The sequence below is a fragment of the Priestia sp. SRI_019 genome (assembly GCF_057586255.1).
On sequence record NZ_JBYCZN010000003.1, the window covers coordinates 20346 to 38181 of the forward strand.

19 protein-coding genes are annotated in these 17836 nt (G+C 38.6%); 12 read left to right on the forward strand and 7 right to left on the reverse strand.

Going from position 1 to position 17836, the window contains the following annotated elements; all coding sequences use genetic code 11:
- Positions 1 to 36 precede the first annotated feature (36 nt).
- The 6 genes from AC2YJL_RS18465 to AC2YJL_RS18490 all read right to left on the reverse strand — a co-directional run bounded on the left by AC2YJL_RS18465 (position 37) and on the right by AC2YJL_RS18490 (position 2266).
- Positions 37 to 255, reverse strand: a complete 219-nt coding sequence (locus AC2YJL_RS18465; RefSeq protein ID WP_013055353.1) for a spore germination protein — start codon at positions 253 to 255, stop codon at positions 37 to 39.
- 60 nt (positions 256 to 315) lie between these two features.
- On the reverse strand, positions 316 to 747 hold the full coding sequence (locus tag AC2YJL_RS18470) for a spore germination protein GerPE (RefSeq protein ID WP_050691098.1): 432 nt from the start codon (positions 745 to 747) through the stop codon (positions 316 to 318).
- A 12-nt stretch (positions 748 to 759) separates the two neighbouring features.
- Complete coding sequence (locus AC2YJL_RS18475) at positions 760 to 936, reverse strand: hypothetical protein (protein ID WP_013055355.1); 177 nt, start codon at positions 934 to 936, stop codon at positions 760 to 762.
- Positions 933 to 1649: a spore germination protein GerPC gene (gene gerPC, locus AC2YJL_RS18480; protein ID WP_230931767.1), complete on the reverse strand. Its 717-nt coding sequence runs from the start codon at positions 1647 to 1649 to the stop codon at positions 933 to 935. The genes AC2YJL_RS18475 and gerPC overlap by 4 nt, the downstream gene beginning before the upstream one ends.
- Positions 1650 to 1738: 89 nt before the next feature.
- Entirely contained in the window at positions 1739 to 2014 is a 276-nt protein-coding gene (locus AC2YJL_RS18485) for a spore germination protein GerPB (protein ID WP_016763006.1), read from the reverse strand.
- Positions 2015 to 2044: 30 nt separating this feature from the next.
- On the reverse strand, positions 2045 to 2266 hold the full coding sequence (locus tag AC2YJL_RS18490; RefSeq protein ID WP_013055358.1) for a spore germination protein: 222 nt from the start codon (positions 2264 to 2266) through the stop codon (positions 2045 to 2047).
- Between the two features lie 198 nt (positions 2267 to 2464).
- On the opposite strand from AC2YJL_RS18490, the gene AC2YJL_RS18495 reads away from it, so the two are divergent.
- The 3 genes from AC2YJL_RS18495 to AC2YJL_RS18505 all read left to right on the forward strand — a co-directional run bounded on the left by AC2YJL_RS18495 (position 2465) and on the right by AC2YJL_RS18505 (position 4331).
- Positions 2465 to 3637: a DUF418 domain-containing protein gene (locus AC2YJL_RS18495; protein ID WP_251567119.1), complete on the forward strand. Its 1173-nt coding sequence runs from the start codon at positions 2465 to 2467 to the stop codon at positions 3635 to 3637.
- Between the two features lie 78 nt (positions 3638 to 3715).
- Positions 3716 to 4063 carry a DUF1516 family protein gene (locus AC2YJL_RS18500; protein WP_013055360.1) on the forward strand — a complete coding sequence of 116 codons (348 nt, stop codon included), beginning with the start codon at positions 3716 to 3718 and terminating at the stop codon, positions 4061 to 4063.
- A gap of 136 nt (positions 4064 to 4199) precedes the next feature.
- The gene (locus AC2YJL_RS18505; RefSeq protein WP_487374882.1) at positions 4200 to 4331 is read left to right on the forward strand and encodes a hypothetical protein; all 132 of its coding nucleotides are present in this window, start codon (positions 4200 to 4202) and stop codon (positions 4329 to 4331) included.
- Positions 4332 to 4417: 86 nt separating this feature from the next.
- Here AC2YJL_RS18505 and AC2YJL_RS18510 read toward each other — a convergent pair whose 3' ends face one another.
- Positions 4418 to 4978 carry a DUF2777 domain-containing protein gene (locus AC2YJL_RS18510; RefSeq protein WP_016763009.1) on the reverse strand — a complete coding sequence of 187 codons (561 nt, stop codon included), beginning with the start codon at positions 4976 to 4978 and terminating at the stop codon, positions 4418 to 4420.
- Between the two features lie 171 nt (positions 4979 to 5149).
- On the opposite strand from AC2YJL_RS18510, the gene asnB reads away from it, so the two are divergent.
- The 9 genes from asnB (at position 5150) to pruA (ending at position 17827) form a co-directional block, all read left to right on the forward strand.
- Positions 5150 to 6997, forward strand: a complete 1848-nt coding sequence (gene asnB, locus AC2YJL_RS18515) for an asparagine synthase (glutamine-hydrolyzing) (RefSeq protein WP_025749930.1) — start codon at positions 5150 to 5152, stop codon at positions 6995 to 6997.
- A gap of 314 nt (positions 6998 to 7311) precedes the next feature.
- The gene (locus tag AC2YJL_RS18520) at positions 7312 to 8844 is read left to right on the forward strand and encodes a phytoene desaturase family protein (RefSeq protein ID WP_050691094.1); all 1533 of its coding nucleotides are present in this window, start codon (positions 7312 to 7314) and stop codon (positions 8842 to 8844) included.
- A complete protein-coding gene (locus AC2YJL_RS18525) occupies positions 8841 to 10298 on the forward strand; it encodes a phytoene desaturase family protein (protein WP_230931770.1) in 1458 nt (485 codons plus the stop codon). The genes AC2YJL_RS18520 and AC2YJL_RS18525 overlap by 4 nt, the downstream gene beginning before the upstream one ends.
- A gap of 58 nt (positions 10299 to 10356) precedes the next feature.
- Entirely contained in the window at positions 10357 to 11205 is an 849-nt protein-coding gene (locus AC2YJL_RS18530; RefSeq protein ID WP_016763013.1) for a phytoene/squalene synthase family protein, read from the forward strand.
- 192 nt (positions 11206 to 11397) lie between these two features.
- The gene (locus AC2YJL_RS18535) at positions 11398 to 11739 is read left to right on the forward strand and encodes a P-II family nitrogen regulator (protein ID WP_025749925.1); all 342 of its coding nucleotides are present in this window, start codon (positions 11398 to 11400) and stop codon (positions 11737 to 11739) included.
- Positions 11740 to 11776: 37 nt separating this feature from the next.
- On the forward strand, positions 11777 to 13177 hold the full coding sequence (locus AC2YJL_RS18540) for an ammonium transporter (RefSeq protein ID WP_050691053.1): 1401 nt from the start codon (positions 11777 to 11779) through the stop codon (positions 13175 to 13177).
- 149 nt (positions 13178 to 13326) lie between these two features.
- Entirely contained in the window at positions 13327 to 14841 is a 1515-nt protein-coding gene (locus tag AC2YJL_RS18545; protein WP_230931771.1) for an alpha-amylase family glycosyl hydrolase, read from the forward strand.
- 58 nt (positions 14842 to 14899) lie between these two features.
- The gene (locus AC2YJL_RS18550) at positions 14900 to 15934 is read left to right on the forward strand and encodes a LacI family DNA-binding transcriptional regulator (protein ID WP_195695386.1); all 1035 of its coding nucleotides are present in this window, start codon (positions 14900 to 14902) and stop codon (positions 15932 to 15934) included.
- Positions 15935 to 16279: 345 nt separating this feature from the next.
- Entirely contained in the window at positions 16280 to 17827 is a 1548-nt protein-coding gene (gene pruA, locus AC2YJL_RS18555; protein WP_195695385.1) for an L-glutamate gamma-semialdehyde dehydrogenase, read from the forward strand.
- Positions 17828 to 17836: the final 9 nt, after the last annotated feature.

A 17836-nucleotide genomic window follows, 5' to 3' on the forward strand; every position in this document is an offset into this window, starting at 1 on the left:
CCTTATCCGCTTTAATAGCAAAGATAAGGGGTTTTTTTAAGCGTTTGCTGCTATATTTTGATCGAATAAATCTGGATCTAACGTATTTGTTCCTGAAATGCCGTTATTCGTATTAACAAAGTTACCTGTATTTAAGGAACCAGAGCCTGAGGCTGTTTTAGCAGCGCTTTTTGGAGAGACGTAGAACGTATCTCCAAACGTTACGACACCGCCTCCGACGCTCGTGATACTAACGGGTCCGATTATTGCTGGCATGAGGTTCACACCCTTTTTTTCGTGATATTAGTTTAGTATATGAGCCGTTTCTCAAAAGGTTCACTCACTGCCGCTAGGTGCTGAGGCAGCTTTTTTCGATGTTCCGGCTTCAGCTTCCTGTGAAGGTTCATCGTTGATCAGTTCACGAATATGCTTAATGCGGGCTTCTGCATACACATTGCACGTTGATCCAACATGAATAACTGACGAGAATGAGCAACCTTTTATATCGATTCTGTTAACACGGATCAAAGGTATTTCATTCCATGTTTGAACGGGAATAGGTTCGTAATCGCCATGAGGAATAGGCTCATTAAAGATAGCGTAATCATCAAAGTTTCCTTCTCGACCGTAGAAAAACGGATACTGTCTCCGATCAGCTAACGCTTTATTAAGTAGATGAATTTCGGTTGAATCTCCAATTTGACAAAAAGAGCTCGCCGACAAGGAATTAATTTCTATATAATTAACAGAAGATGTGCGTGAAAGCATACGTAAGCTCCTTTATGATAACGATAGTGGCACATAAGGTCCGATAATCAAAGATTCAGCCGGCGTATCAAATGTCGAGGATAGAGAGATATAATTTGCATCACCAATTAAAAAAAGAGAAGAAGAAGATACGCCTGTAATACTAACGTCTCCAACAAGCAATTCGCGGTTTACAACGTTAAAGTTCATGAAGGGGGTCCACCTTTCTTTAAAGATTCAGGTAAATACGTTAAAAATGCGTCAATTCCTTTTTTCATATCTTCATAAAGTTTACCGATAATCTGAGGTTTGATTTGTTCAAAATTTCGTTCTATTTCCTCCGGTTGAACTTGCTGTATATAAAAAGTAATCCGCTGCTGCAGCTGCTTTTTAATATCTTCTAAAATAAACTCGTAGTACGATTCATCAATCATCATTGAGCGCTCATCAAGCACATGTTGAACCATAGAAAATCCATATTGATTAAGCTCATTTAAAATCGTTTCATGAATATCAGAGACCCACTGTTTTTCTAGCTGGCGGTTCAACGGTTTTAAGCTAGGATTTTGCGGTCCAGGACCTCCGGGTTGTCCCGGCTGCTCACCTTGAGGCGGCTGCCCTTGTTGCTGAGCTCCTTGCGAAAATGTTACTTCTGGTTTCTCATTAATAATGATATCTTCTAAGTTATCAGGTGTAAGAGGGTTTAATCCAATATTTAATGTTCCATCTAAAGAATCGATTTTTAACTGTTCAAATTTATATTCAATTTTATCAATTTTAATAGGTGGCTGTTCACCTAACTCTTTTATTTTTTTCTGAAGTTCTTGTACGTTTTTTTCAAGTTGAGCAATGCGTCCTTCTTGCTGCTGAATATACGAAGACATTTGCTGAACATACTGATGTACCTGCTGAATATAGTCCATGTTATCCACCTTCAATCACCTCGATTCCCTTATCTTCGGATAAAGAAAATAGTTATATATATACATATGGCGATGAAGGTTGTAACATGTCAGTCGTTGTCTCGAACTGGGGGAGTTAACGACTGTGAAAAAGGAGCTGGGGCAGTGCCCGCACCGGTTCCGGGAGTAAAGGTAGAAGGAGAAACAGATCCAAGAATGCCTTTTTTTGTTTCAGTAGGTGCAGCGCCTGTAAACCCTCCTGTATTAAAGAGATTTGAGTTCGGTTTAATAACACCTACGCTTCCGATTTGAAGTACTGAAGAGTTACTTACGGCACTGATTTTCATACTTTGAATACAGATACTTTGATTCACGTAAAAGTTCATAAGCATCCTCCTGTATGAGCTTCATTTTTATTATAGATTTCCAGCAACATTTTGGTCATTTACATCATTGTCTGACGTATTGGTTGAGCTCTGCTGATTCACAACATATAATCCGTCGCCTGTATTAAACGAACCTGCGCCAGCAAATGTTTTAGCAGTGGAAATAGGGGCTATTGTATAAACATCTCCAATATGAAAGACGCTGGCTGAACCAACACTGTTAAGATTAACAACACCAACAATGGCAGGCATAGGCAAACACCCTTTTAATTTAGTCTAGTAACAGCATATGAAGCCTAGACAGAAAGGTGATTAATGCTTTTTTCTTATCTATATGCAGGAAGGAAGTAAAACATTAAAAAGAGGTATGGAAATAGTAAACATTGAAGAAAAACTTTTACGTTCGATATAATGTGAAAGCAATAATGAAATAATGTAAGGTGTGAAAGAATGAAACGTTTCAAAATGAACGCAGCTGATAAAGAACAGCGCATTGAGGCAGCAGATGTATTAAAAGGAATCGCACTTATTGGTATTTTGCTCATAAACATGCCGAATTTTTATTCACCTGCTTCCTATTACGACCATAATTTGTTGGACGGTTCAAGAATGAATTATGTTGCTAATGGATTAGTTGATGTAGTTGTAGGGCAGACAGGCTACGCGCTGCTCGCTATTTTGTTTGGATTTGGTTTTATGAAAATGTTCCAGCGTACATACGAAAGGCAAGTAAGTTTTACTCCTTTTTATGTACGAAGAATCACGGCTTTGCTTCTTGTTGGTGCTATTCATGCTTTATTTATTTGGCACGGTGATATGATTGTGATGTACAGCTTCTTTGCTTTGATCATGCTATTTTTTCAAGAAGCAAAGAAAGAAGTGTTATTAGCGTGGGGAACCGGAATATTTAGCATTTATGCTGTGATTATGATTGTTATTTTAACAGTAGCGGCTTTGGTTAACGAAGGAGAGACAGCAGCGGGAATTCACCAGCCTATTATTGACCAAGCGCTTCAAGCATATGGACACGGAAGTTTTGCGTCAATCTTTCATCAGCGCTTGCTTGATTGGTACTACGCGTATAATTTAAATACGGTTCCTTTTCTGTTTTTATCGCTATTTCCACTGTTTTTATTAGGCGGTTTTATGGCAAAAAGCGAGTGGTTCGAAGAAATAGAAGAATATATAGTGGAGACAAAGTGGCTTTGTCTTATTTCATTCATCGTGTATGCAGCATCATCCGTATTGCCGTATGTTTTGGATCACAATGTAGCGACATCGTATATTCACGATACAATCGGAGGAACGGCAGGAGCAATTTTTATTGTAACGTTGGTCACATTAGCTATGCGAAGTGTATCTATTCAAAAAGTCATGCAGCCATTTGCCCTTTTGGGGAGAATGATTTTAACTAATTATATTGTCCAGTCCATTGTAAGCACATTTCTTTTTTACTCATATGGGTTAGGATACTACGGACATATTTCAATTGTAGAAGGTTTGGCTATTGCGGGGATTATCATTTTTATTCAACTGCTGGGAAGCCGGATATGGATGAGCCTATTTTCAGATGGACCCCTTGAAAAACTCATTCGGTATGCTACTTATGGACGCAGCCGCTAAAAATCCTTTTCTTTCCTTCTATTATTGGTGAAGGAAAGGTTTTCATGATATGATATTTTCAGAAAGGACGTGAGATGAATGGCTCCACTACATATTCATGTAACGCTTTGGACATTATTAATTATTTCGTTTGTGGTTTCGTTGATTTTACATCGAGCAGGTAAAGCTAAAGGTCAAAAAATCCTACATATGGTGGCGAGACTCCTATATTTATTAGTATTAGTATCAGGTCTGCATATGTTAGCAGCTTGGTACCATTTTCAAGGCGCAGCGCTCATTAAAGGAATTGCCGGAGTGTTAGTGCTTGTGGGAATGGAAATGGTACTTGTTCGTACTGAAAAAAGAAAGCGTACAGGCGTTGCTTGGGCAGTTCTTGTAATTGCGCTTATCTTAGTATTCTATTACGGATATGTCGTACTAGGATAAGAAAAGGGACTAGGACAAGAGGATTTTAGTTGAAAGAAAAACCGAAGTATTAATCAGAATTATTGATTAATACTTCGGTTTTTTTATTGTCATTGTGAAGGCAGGTTTCATGTGTGTAGGTGCTTCTAGCTGTTGATTGGAGGGCAAGGCGAAGACTCCTGCGGGAAATAGTGGCACAGCTGAGACCCCGCAGGAGCGCAAGCGACGAGGAGGCTCATCGGCCACCCGCGGAAAGCGAAGCCTTGCACGGAAACCAATAGCGGTGTAAAAGCAATCCATACGAACTCATATATCCAATTTGTTCGTTTTTATGTTGGGTTGATGAAGTTATGTCTCACACTCTTTTCTTTTGCTTTAATCTAAAAAAAGATTCATTGAACGTTCTCCATCATTAACGGTATATTCAAATCGATCTAGGTGATGCGTGCCTCGTTCAAATAAATGCTGAACGGCACAAATTTTCTCCTCATTGTCATAAATGATAAAATTAGCACCTTTTGTATCACCGTCTGTCGGTAAAAAACATAATGTGTTGTGACAGTAAATACAATCATAAAGAGAGAATTTTAATGAATTTAAGTGCTGAGTGAATGATAAAAAGGTCTCTTTCGGTAGTGATTGAAGCAGCTGTTCGTATGCATAAGGTAGCTTTTTAGTCAGTCTTAGCTTATCCCCATTTCGCAATAAATACGTTCCATCGTGAAGCTTTATTTGACGGTCATCAACCATAATGGCTTTTTCCCAGCGTGTATCAATAAGAAGTTCTAATGTATCATCCATTACTTCATGGAGCATGGAAGCTTCGTCACTTTCATCTTCAAAGAAAATCCACTGTGAATCAACACATTCAACCGTACCAATCACGAAGGAACGCGGCTGATTGTTCAGAGCTTGTTGTTTAGAATAATGAGTCATAATCAAACCTCCGTGTGAAATTTATCCATATTTTTTTATTGCCTAAAAAAGCTCTCTTTATAACTCGAAAGTGAAAATAAAATATAAGGACAATTCAACTGTAACTATTGCGTGCATACAATGGCATTATTTCATTCATAAACAAGAGCGTGAAAGAAAGGATGATAAACGATGTGTGGTATAACGGGTTGGGTCGACTTAAAGCGATCGCTTTTAAATGAAACAGCAACAATAACAAAAATGGCTGACACTTTATCGAAAAGAGGTCCTGATGACACCAACGTATGGACACAGCAGCATGTTGCTTTTGGGCACAAACGCTTAGTTGTAGTAGATCCTCAAGGCGGAAGACAGCCCATGACAAGAGAAAAAAATGAACAGCTCTATACGCTTTGCTATAATGGAGAGCTTTACAACACGGAAGATATTCGGAAAGAATTACTAAAAAGAGGTTATCAATTTCAGGGACATTCAGATACGGAAGTACTTCTAACATCTTATATAGAATGGAAAGAATCATGCGTAGATCATTTTAACGGTATCTTTGCTTTTTCAATCTGGGATGAAGCCAATGAAAAGTTATTTATAGCACGCGACAGAATGGGAGTGAAGCCCTTATTCTATCGATCTTATGAAGGTGGAATTCAATTTGCATCGGAATTAAAAGCGATATTAGCTCATCCTGAGGTGAAAGCGGAAGTAGGATTAGATGGATTAGCAGAAGTGTTTGGCTTAGGACCTTCTCGTTCTCCCGGCCACGGCGTATTTAAAGAAATAAATGAATTGCGCCCGGCTCACGCGCTCACGCTTACTCGTAACGGGTTGAAAATCTGGCGATACTGGAACGTAAAAAGTGAGCAGCATACAGATGATTTAGGTGAAACTACAGAAAAAGTTAAATTTTTAGTGCAAGACGCGATTGTGAGACAGCTAGTGTCAGATGTCCCGGTTTGTACATTTTTATCAGGTGGAGTAGATTCAAGCGCCATTACAGCAATTGCTGCAAATGCGTTCAAAGAAAGCGGCAAGGGCTCTCTTCATACGTATTCTATCGATTATGAAGACAATGATAAATTTTTTAAAGCAAATGAGTTTCAGCCAAATTCTGATGGAACTTATATAAAGCTCATGTCGGATACGTTTCAAACAAATCATCACCGCTGCATTATTTCAACGGAGGACCTTGTGCAACATTTAACAGAGGCTGTAGAGGTGAGAGACCTTCCTGGAATGGCTGACGTAGATTCATCGCTGCTTTGGTTTTGCCGTGAAATCAAACAAGATTTTGTTGTGAGCTTATCAGGAGAATGTGCGGATGAAATTTTTGGAGGATATCCGTGGTTTCACCGAAAACATGATTTGTCTTCGGATACCTTCCCGTGGATGCGTTCATTAGACGCTCGAATTGATTTGCTGCAAAGTTCATGGAGAAAGAAATTACAGTTAGAAGATTATGTGCGTGCAAGATATGAAGAAACATTAAAGGAAGTGCCTGAATTAGAAGGTGAATCGTTAGAAGATGCGCAGCGGAGAAAGCTGTTTTATTTAAATCAGATTTGGTTTATGACAACTTTATTAGATCGTAAAGATCGTATGAGCATGGGCGCAAGCTTAGAAGTACGCGTACCTTTTGCAGATCATCGCCTTGTGGAATATGCATGGAATATTCCGTGGGAGATGAAAATGACGGGCAATAAAGAGAAGGGGATTTTACGAAAAGCGCTTGAAGGAATTTTGCCTCATGACGTTCTTTATCGCAAGAAAAGCCCTTATCCTAAAACGCATAACCCAGCTTATACAAAAGCTGTAACTGTATGGCTTCAATCTCTTTTACAAGATAAACAGTCACCTCTTCATGAATTTTTTGATAAGCAACAGTTAAAGCATATTATTGATACAGGCGGAGAAGGATTTAAAGCACCGTGGTTTGGTCAATTAATGACAGGACCTCAGCTGCTAGCTCATCTAGCTCAAATTCACGTCTGGTTTACTCACAATAATATTCAAATTGTGGAATGACAGGACCCTCAGTACAGAGGGTTTTTTTTATGAAATAAAGTCATCTGTTTCTCTTTTTTGTACGTTTAACTAGAGAAGAAGACCGCAGTCTATTTTTGTATAACTTTACATAGATATAAAATAAAAGCTTGAAAGCACCGAATAAAGGGAAAGTGTACTGAAACCCTGGAAAAATGGTACAAACGTCATATTTTAATGGTTTAGTTATTGGTAATTTTATGATTCGAATAAAGACAAGCAGTTTATCGTTGTGTTTAATAATAAAGCTTTGTATAATGTTTGTATAACTATTGTATAGGATTAGGAGTGTATGTATGCAAAAAAACGTAATCGTGATTGGAGCAGGTCCAGGAGGACTAGCGGCAGCGATGCTGTTAGCAAGTCATGGCTATAAAGTAGATGTATATGAAAAGCAAGGATACGTGGGCGGGCGAAATTCAGCGATTAAAATGTCGGGTTATACGTTTGATATGGGTCCTACATTTTTGAGCATGCCACAGATTTTTGAAGAATTATTTCAAGCTGCTAATCGCAATGCGCATGATTATATGGACTTAAAACGTCTAAATCTCATGTATGAGCTTATTTTCGATGATGCGCAGATTCAGATGACGGATAATCATAAAAAGATGAAAGAAGAAATCGAACGTTTATACCCAGGAAACGGAGAAGGCTATGAACGCTTTATGAAAGACACCGAAGCAAAGATGGCGGCTTTGCTGCCTTTATTGCAGGGCGAGATGGATCGTTTTCATCACTATTTAAAGCCTGAAGCAATTCGAGCACTGCCGCATTTATCCTTAGGTAAAACGCTCTATGATGTACTTGGCAAGTATTTCACTGATGAGAAATTGAAATTAGCTTTTACTTTTCAATCGAAGTACTTGGGAATGTCCCCTTGGGAATGTCCAGGAGCCTTTTCTATTTTATCGTTTATGGAACACGCTTACGGTATCTTCCATCCGATAGGAGGAGTAAACCAACTATCTCAAGCAATGGCAAAAGTAGTGGAAGAACATCAAGGGCACATCCACTTAAACCAAGGTGTCCAAAAACTATGGATTGAAAATAAGAGAGTAAAAGGAATTATTCTAGAAAATGGAGAGCGAATAGGGGCAGACGACGTCATTATCAATGGAGATTTTGCTCATGCCATGACGAATTTAATAGATGAAGGTACCCTTAAAAAATATGCAGTTGAAAAACTTGAAAAGAAAAAATACTCTTGTTCTACTTTCATGATTTATCTAGGCATAGACAAACAGTACAAAGACCTGCCTCATCACACGATTGTGTTCGCTGAAGATTATAAAAAAAATGTAGAAGAAATTACGAAAACGCTAGCTCTTTCAGAAGACCCTTCTATCTACATTCAAAACCCTGTGGTAACGGACCCAACTTTAGCACCGGAAGGAAAGTCTGCTCTTTATATTTTAGCGCCGGTTCCAAATAATTTCAGCGGTGTAAACTGGGATGAAAAACAAAAAGATTTTCGGGATGCAGTATTAAAAATTGTAGAAAAGAAAACGGGTTTCAAAGATTTAGAGAGTCATATTGAAGTTGAAAAAATCATTTCACCAAAGCAGTGGGAAGAAGACGTGCTGGTCTATAAAGGAGCGACATTTAACCTTGGACATCAGCTCACTCAAATGATGGTGCTGCGTCCGCATAATAAATTTGAAGAATTAGAAAACTGCTGGCTAGTTGGAGGAGGAACTCATCCAGGAAGCGGTCTACCAACTATTCTGGAATCATCTCGCATTACGACAAAGCTCATCTTAAAAAGAGACGGACAATTACTGAATGAGCCGTTTAAAACCATGAAGGAAATGGAGAGTGCATTATGAGAACAGCAATTGTTGGAGGCGGCATAGGCGGTTTGATTACCGCTTTGTTATTAAGCAAACGAGGATTTTCTGTTGATATTTTCGAAAAAGAAAACAAGCTTGGCGGCCGGCTGGCGTTTGTAGAAAAAGACGGTTATAAAATTGATGAAGGTCCCACGATTGTCTTACTGCCTTTAATGCTTGAACGTATTTTAGATGAAGCAGGCATTTCTGCTTCTCAATATGAACTAATACGCTGTGATCCACTTTATGATATTCATTTTCCAGACGGTACGACCTATACAAAAAAAGCGACTGAAAAAGATCAGTTAGAGGAAATTAGCCGTTTGTTTCCAGGCGAAGAGCAAAACTACCGGCGTTTTATGACTGAATTAAAAAAGCGATTTGAATTAGGAAGTAAGGCATTTTTGGAAAAAACATTTGTAAATAAACGAGATTTTTGGACATGGCAAAACATCAAGGCATTAAAAAAAATGAATGCAAATAAATCAATGAGAAAATTTGTTTCAACGTATTTCCATGATGAACGTCTAGTAGATGCCTATTCCCTGCAATCTCTCTATATTGGAGGAAATCCTTATTCGGCGCCCGCTATTTATTCCCTTGTTCCTTACAGTGAGCATGCTCATGGCATCTATTACGTAAAAGGCGGATACGCAAGTCTTGTGCCACTTCTTGAAAAGGCGCTGATAGAGCAAGGTGTAAACATTCATTTGAATAAGGCGGTTCAAGAGCTTTCTATAACAGGAGACAAAACGGAAGGGGTTATTGTTGACGAACAACTTTATCCATTTGATCAAGTTGTTTTAAATGGCGACTTTCCTAATATGGCGAAAATTGCTCGAAAAAAAGAAAAGAAGTATGTGCCTTCGTCCAGCTGTCTGCTGCTTTATCTTGGTTTGAAGAGAAAATATGATCATCACAATGTGCATCAATACTTTATGGGCAATGATTTAGCTAAACATATGGAAGCAGTGTTTAAGCATAAAACGATTCCTGAAGATCCCGCTATTTATACATTTAATCCCTCTGTTATTGATCCATCGTTAGCCCCTGAAGGGAAAAGTGTGCTATATGCACTTATACCGGTTCCATCAGGTGGCCACATTGATTGGAGCAATCAGCAAGATTTTGTTGATGGAATTATTCGAACTTTAGAAGAAAAAGGGTTTGAAGAGCTTCGTAAAGAAATAGAGTGGGTAAAAGTACGCACGCCAAATGATGCTCAAGCATTTGGACTTTACGAAGGAGGAAGCTTTGGTATTGCTCCTGAGCTGTTTCAATCAGGCGTATTCAGACCTCAGTACCAGCCGTACGAATATAAAAATGTTTTTGCGGTCGGAGCATCTATTCATCCAGGCGGAGGCGTGCCCATTGTTATGCAAGGAGCAAAAATGTTAGCTGATCATCTTATTGAACAATCATCTGTTCAAGCGGTTGCAAAGCTTTCTTAAGATCTTGTAAGCCATAAGGAAATGATGGTTTATCCTTTAATAGAGAAAGGGGTCCTATATGATGAACATTTCGTTAGACAAAGCGTACAATCAGTGTGAAGAAATTATTAAAGAAAACTCAAAAACGTTTTACAAAGCTTTTTCCATGCTGCCGTCAAAACAAAGAAAGGCAGTATGGGCAGTATATGCATTTTGCCGTCAAGTCGATGATATTGTAGATGAAGGATGCAACCCTGAAATAGAGCTGCAGCAATTCGAATCAGAATTTGCCCGATTTAAAAATGGAGAACTATTGAACGAAAGCGCCATGTGGGTAGCTCTGCGCAATGTATTTGAACAATATGAGATGAATGTTCAAGCGTTTGATGATATGATTACCGGCCAGAGAATGGATTTAGTAAAAAAAGAATACGATACGCTTGATGAAGTGAAAACATACTCTTATCATGTAGCGAGTACGGTAGGGTTAATGCTTTTACCAATTTTAGCTCCAACTACTCATAAAGAATTAGAAGAAGAAGCAGTTGCATTAGGCATTGCGATGCAGCTGACCAACATTTTAAGAGACGTTGGGGAAGACTTAGAGCGAGGGCGCATTTATTTACCGAAAGACCTTATGAATTCTTACGGATATACGCGCATGCTATTAGAGAACCGGTGGGTCACTTCTGAATTTATAGAGATGTGGGAGCACCTGGCCAAAGAAGCGGAGATGTATTATATAAAAGGACTTCAGTCGATTCATAAATATCCAGTCGCTTCTCGTTTGCCTCTTACAGGAGCGGCGCATTTATACCGAGCGATTCTTGATAAAATTCGAAAAGAAAATTATGACGTATTTACAGAAAAGCACTTTGTCACAAGTCAAGTAAAAAAGAAAATTATGACATCTATTTCTACGGGGTAACGCAAAGGAATTACTTTTCCTTTGCGTTACTTTTTTTTTTTTTTTGAAAAGATATGAAAGCGTTAACTATTATGTAAATAAGAAAAAAGTCTCATTTTTATTACATATTAACTTGAATATTCAGAAAATTACCTATATGATAATATATATAACATTAAATGTTAATAAAACTAACATGGAAGAGGGGTTACGATGAAAAAAGTAGAAGCCATCATTCGTCCAGAAAAATTTCAAGCACTGCGCGTAAAATTAGAGGAAGTAGGAATAAACGGATTAACGGTCTCAGAAGTAGCAGGATGCGGTCAGCAAAAAGGAGAGCAGGGACTGTTCAGGGGACAAAGTTTTGAAATCAAACTAGTACCTAAAGTCAAGGTAGAAATGATTTTAGAAACAGAACAAGTTGATGAAGTCATTAAGATCATTCAATCAATTTGTTCTACGAATCAAATAGGCGACGGAAAGGTTTTTGTATATCCGGTAGAGGATGCTGTCCGAATTAGAACAGGAGAAGCAGGTGTAGAGGCTATTTTATAAAAAGAGAGTGTTCTTTTAATAGAGGGGGAGTTAAGCGTTGAAAAAGAAAATTAGTGCGGCTTTGTTTATTAGTTTGTTGGCAGCAACACGCGTTAATGCGGCTGACCCAACTGTTGAATCAGTCAGCGCATCAATTGACATGATGTGGGTAATGTTTGGGGCAGTACTTGTGTTTTTAATGCACGCAGGGTTTGCGATGGTTGAAACAGGCTTCACTCGTTCGAAAAATTCGCTTAATATCTTAATGAAAAATATGCTAACGGTAGCTGTGTCTTCCGTCTTGTATTTTGTGGTTGGTTTTGCGCTTATGTTTGGAAATTCTAAAGGAGGATTTATCGGTTCGAGCGGTTTCTTTTTAAATGGAGAAAGCGATCAAATGAGCTTTTTTGTCTTTCAAATTGTTTTCGCAGCAACATGCGCTACGATTATTTCAGGAGCGGTAGCAGAACGTATGAAATTATCGAGCTATATGATGCTCACAATTGCTATGGTAGCTGTTATTTATCCAGTTGTAGGTCACTGGGTGTGGGGAGGAGGATGGTTGTCTAAACTAGGCTTCGTAGATTTTGCAGGGTCGACAGTTGTTCATTTGACTGGAGCTCTTGGTGCGGCTGTAGCAGTTACTTTTCTAGGAGCACGTCTTGGAAAGTATGGAAGCGATGGAAAAGTCAATGCTATTCAAGGACATAATATTCCGCTTGGCGCATTAGGTGTATTTATCCTCTGGTTTGGCTGGTTTGGATTTAATGGAGGAAGTACATTAGCAGCGGATCCTGCCCTTGTACCAGGAATCATCGCAACTACATTAATGTCTGGGTCATGTGGAGTCCTGTCTTCTGCTTTATATACAAAGTTTCGCTACAAACGTATTGACGCTAGCTTAACATTAAACGGTGCTTTAGCTGGACTTGTAGGAATTACAGCTGGAACAGCAAACGTATCGATTCCAGGTGCAATCGTCATTGGGCTAATTGCAGGAATTATTCTAGTAGAAGCTGTGCATTTTATCGATAGCAAAATGAAGTTAGATGATCCAGTTGGTGCTATTACTGTTCATGGAATTTGCGGTATTTGGGGGACGTTAGCAGTGGGGCTGTTTGATACGGCTAATGGTTTATTTTATGGCGGAGGCGTACAGCTATTAGGTATTCAAGCTCTTGGAATCATAGCTGTGATGGGCTGGACAATTGGAACGGTTGGGTTATTCTTATTTGTTCTCACGCGTTTTTCTTCTATTCGAGTATCAAGCGAAGAAGAAATTGCTGGTTTAGATTTTGCTGAACACGGTTCATCCGCATACGAATTTCGTGAAAGTTTCGTAGCGACAGGAGATGGTAACCTTCATCCTGAATTTGGTGTTGGATTGATTGATCGATTAAATAAAGTTGGTAAAGTATCGGATAAACCTCATATCTCGAACGTAAATGAGACGGTATAGCAGTATATAGATGAAAAAAAGTGATTAAAAGTAAAAACTTTTAATCACTTTTTTTGTTTTTATCAACTTATTTAACAATAATGTAAGCGTTAACGTTATAATGGAAACAAAAGTGAGTTTGAAACAGTTCGTCTATAGGAGGGGAATAGATGAAATGGAAAACGATAAGTATGCTGCTTATACTATTATTGCTTTTTGGAAGCAGTGCCTCAGCGCAAGATCATAAAGATATACGTGATGAGGTAATATACTCATTGATGATCAACCGTTTTTATAACGGAAGTGAACAGAATGATCGAAATGTTAACTATGAACGTTCAGATGCCTATTATGGAGGCGATTTACAGGGAGTAGCACAAAAGTTAGACTATATTCAAGAGATGGGATTTACCGCTGTTTTATTAACTCCTTTTATGGAAAATGATGAGACAGGCTATCATGGATATGCGGTGACCAACCATTATAAAATAGACGATCATTTTGGAACGTTAAAAGACTTACAAAATCTTGTGAAGAAAGCACATGAGCGCAATATAAAAATTATGGTCGAATTTCCGTTGACAATCAGTAACAATCATTCCTGGGCAGCAGATAAAGAAAAAAAAACATGGATAAGTAATGAATCTCGTACAGATAACGAAGTAATTAAAGCATTGCCTCACCTTAATTTAAAAGAAAGCGCTGTGCAGAAATACCTTATTAAAAATGCCGCTTGGTGGAGCAAACAAGCAGATATTGACGGATATTACGTTAAAGATATCGATCAAGCTCCTTCTGCATTTATTTCATCCTTTTCTAAGACGCTAAAAAGCATGAATCCTTCTTTTCTATTAATAGGAGAAATAAAAGGGCAACCATTTAAAAAAAATGAACAGGTTGATTCGTTAGGAGTAGATTTGCTTGTAGATAGAACGCTAGCCGAAGCCACTGCTGCTACGTTTAGCGGTACTAATCGTCCGCAGAAAATGTTGTATGACAAGTGGGGGAAAGGAAGTAATCAGCCTTTAGCCAATTTTTTAGATGATGTTCATAGCACACGTTTTACAGCACAAGCATTGAAGAGTGAAAATCATCCTGGAGCCCGAACAAAGCAAGGGCTTTCGTATCTTTATACTTCGCCGAGTGTACCAATCGTTTTTTATGGAACGGAAATTGCGCTGAATGGGGGAAAGGGAGCAGAAAATTATGGGATGATGAATTTTTTAGCTAATCCCGATATTATAGATCATTTAAAAAAACTGGCTGAACTTAGAGCAAAGTCGCCTTCTCTTCGAAAAGGAAGCTTTACCCTTGTGTCTGAGCAAAAAGGTGTGGCTGTATACAAGAGAAGGTATAAGGACGAAACGACGTTTGTTGTGATTAATAATACAAAGGAAACGTCGGACATTAATGTCCCGCTCAAAAAAGTTGGAAAAGAAAATGAACTAAGAGGGTTAATAACGGAAGGAATTATACGACCCGTTGACGATGTATACAACATTTCATTGGAGCCTGAGACCACAAATGTATATAAAGTAGTGAAAAAGTCAGGGTTTAATATTGGATATATCGCAGCGGTTGCTGCTGTTTATACGGGATTTGGCATCTTTTTGTACAAAGCATCTTCAAAAAGAAGAAAAGAAAAGAAAATTTCTCAATCACGTAAAAAGGACAGCGCGTCGTAGTTGTCAAATTATAATTGGATAAGTATTAATGAAGAAAACATAATTAAGAGGTGGAATTATGGGTGTAACAATAAAAGATGTGGCAAATTTAGCAAATGTAGCCCCTTCGACGGTATCTCGCGTCATTGCAGACAGCTCAAGAATTAGTGAAAAAACAAAACAGCGCGTGCGATCGGCTATGAAAGAACTTGGTTATCACCCAAATATTATTGCGCGAAGTCTAGCAAATCAAACGACAGAGGCAGTCGGCCTAGTGATGCCGAGCTCAGCAGACAAGGTGTTTCAAAATCCATTCTTTCCCGAAGTGCTAAGAGGAATCAGCACCGGAGCTCACGAGAACAAAAGAGCGATTTATATGTCCACTGGAGAAACGGAAGAAGAGATTTTTGCAGAAGTTGTTCAAATGGTACAGGGAAGACGAGTAGATGGATTAATTTTGCTGTACTCCAAAGTTGATGATCAAGTACTTTCTTATTTGCAAGAACAGAGCGTGCCGTTTGTAGTTATTGGAAAGCCGTTTAAACATAGTGAAAGCATCACGTTTGTTGATAATGATAATTTTAAAGCTGGAAAAGAAGCGACGGAATATTTAATTGAATCTGGGCATGAGCGTATTGCGTTTATTGGCGGAAGTCTTGAATTAGTCGTTACCATTGACCGTTTAACAGGCTATGATAAAGCGATTCAAAAAGCAAACATTCCTTACCGGGACGAGTATGTGATTCATGAAGAATTTCTACAGAAGGGAGGAAAAGAAGCTGTTTGCGAACTTTTATCTCTAAAAGAACGTCCAACGGCTCTAGTAGTAGCAGACGATCTAATGGCATTAGGCGTTTTAAATACATTGGATGAACTGGGAATTTCGGTTCCTGAAGACATTTCGATTGTCAGTTTTAATAATGTTCTGATCGCCGAAATGGCTAGACCTGCTCTCACATCTGTTGATATTAATATTTTTGAACTTGGTTATCAGGCTGTACGCTGCTTGATTAAGCAGATTGAAACGCCATATGCTGTTGCAGAACAAGTGCGCGTTCCTCACAAAATGATTAAAAGACAATCCTGTAAAACCATTCAAATGACGAAGAGATAACTTTATAAACAAATAGAAAGAGGCTGGAACAAAAGTATTGTAGTTGCAGGAAGATCCGAACGAGTTTGATTCTTGATGGAGAATCAAACTTGTTCGGATTTTTTCGTTTTTAGATTGGATTGATTTAGGTATGTCTCAATATATTTTCTGTGCCAAAGATATTGGCATTTAAAGTGCAAAAAAAATATACACATGCCAATTATTTTTTCCTGTATCAAAAAGAAAGAATGATATAAGTGATGAAAACCTTGATGACAAATAGGCTGTAAAGTTTTATTAAAAGTTGGCACGCTATTTGCATAACTATAAAGTAAACAAAGATTTGCATACTAGGAGGTATATATCATGGTAGTTTCTTATTCTCATGAACCATTTACAAATTTTAAGGACGAAAACAATAAAAAGGTATTTCAAGAAGCATTAACATATGTAAATACACAGCTTGGCAAAACGTACCCGCTTGTGATCAACGGTGAAAAAGTGGAAACTGAAGAGAAAATTACGTCTGTTAACCCAGCGAATATAAAAGAAGTGATTGGATATGTCTCGACAGTAAATAAAGATCTAGCAGAGCAAGCGATGCAGTCAGCTTTAAAAGCTTTTGAAACGTGGAAAAAATGGAAAGTAGAACATCGAGCAGATATTCTTTTCCGTGCAGCGGCCATCATCCGTCGCAGAAAGCATGAATTTTCTAGTTATCTTGTAAAAGAAGCAGGAAAGCCTTGGAACGAAGCAGATGCTGATACAGCAGAAGCAATTGATTTTTTAGAGTACTATGCACGTCAAGTCCTGACGTTAAAAGATGGTTCTCCAGTACAGAGTCGAGACGGTGAGTATAATCAGTACAATTATATTCCACTTGGCGTAGGTATTATTATTTCACCCTTTAACTTCCCGTTAGCTATCATGGCTGGAACAGCAGTAGCAGCTATCGTAACAGGCAACACGATTTTATTAAAGCCAGCTGATGCCACTCCTGTAGTAGCAGCGAAATTTGTAGAAGTAATGGAAGAAGCAGGTTTACCGAAAGGCGTATTAAACTTTATTCCGGGTGCTACACCTGAAATCGGTGACTACTTAGTTGAACATCCAAAAACACGCTTTGTTTCATTTACCGGCTCGCGCGCAGTAGGTTGCCGCATTTACGAAAGAGCAGCAAAAGTACAGCCGGGCCAAAAATGGCTAAAACGCGTTATTGCTGAAATGGGCGGAAAAGATACGGTGGTTGTAGACAAAGATGCGGATCTGGATTTAGCTGCTTCTTCAATTGTATACTCTGCATTTGGTTTTGCAGGGCAAAAGTGCTCCGCTGGTTCTCGTGCTGTTGTGCATCAAGATGTGTATGATGAAGTGCTTGAAAAAGCAGTTGCGCTAACCAAAACATTAACCGTTGGAAACCCGGAAGAAGTTTCAACTTATATGGGACCTGTTATTCACGAGGCTTCGTACAATAAAGTATTATCGTATATTGAAATTGGAAAAGAAGAAGGGCGTCTCGTTGCGGGAGGAGAAGCAGACAATTCAACTGGATACTTTATTCAGCCAACTATTTTTGCGGATGTAGATGAAAAAGCTCGTCTCATGCAAGAAGAAATTTTTGGTCCGGTAGTAGCATTCTCTAAAGCGCGAGATTTTGATCATATGATGGAGATTGCAAACAATACAGAATATGCATTAACAGGCGCTTTATTATCAAACAACCGCGAGCATATTGAACGCGCCCGTGAAGAGTTCCATGTTGGAAATCTGTATTTTAACAGAGGATGTACAGGAGCGATTGTTGGTTACCAGCCTTTTGGCGGGTTTAATATGTCAGGAACGGATTCAAAAGCAGGCGGACCGGATTATCTTGTTCTTCACATGCAAGCAAAAACAACATCTGAAACATTCTGATTGGAAAAT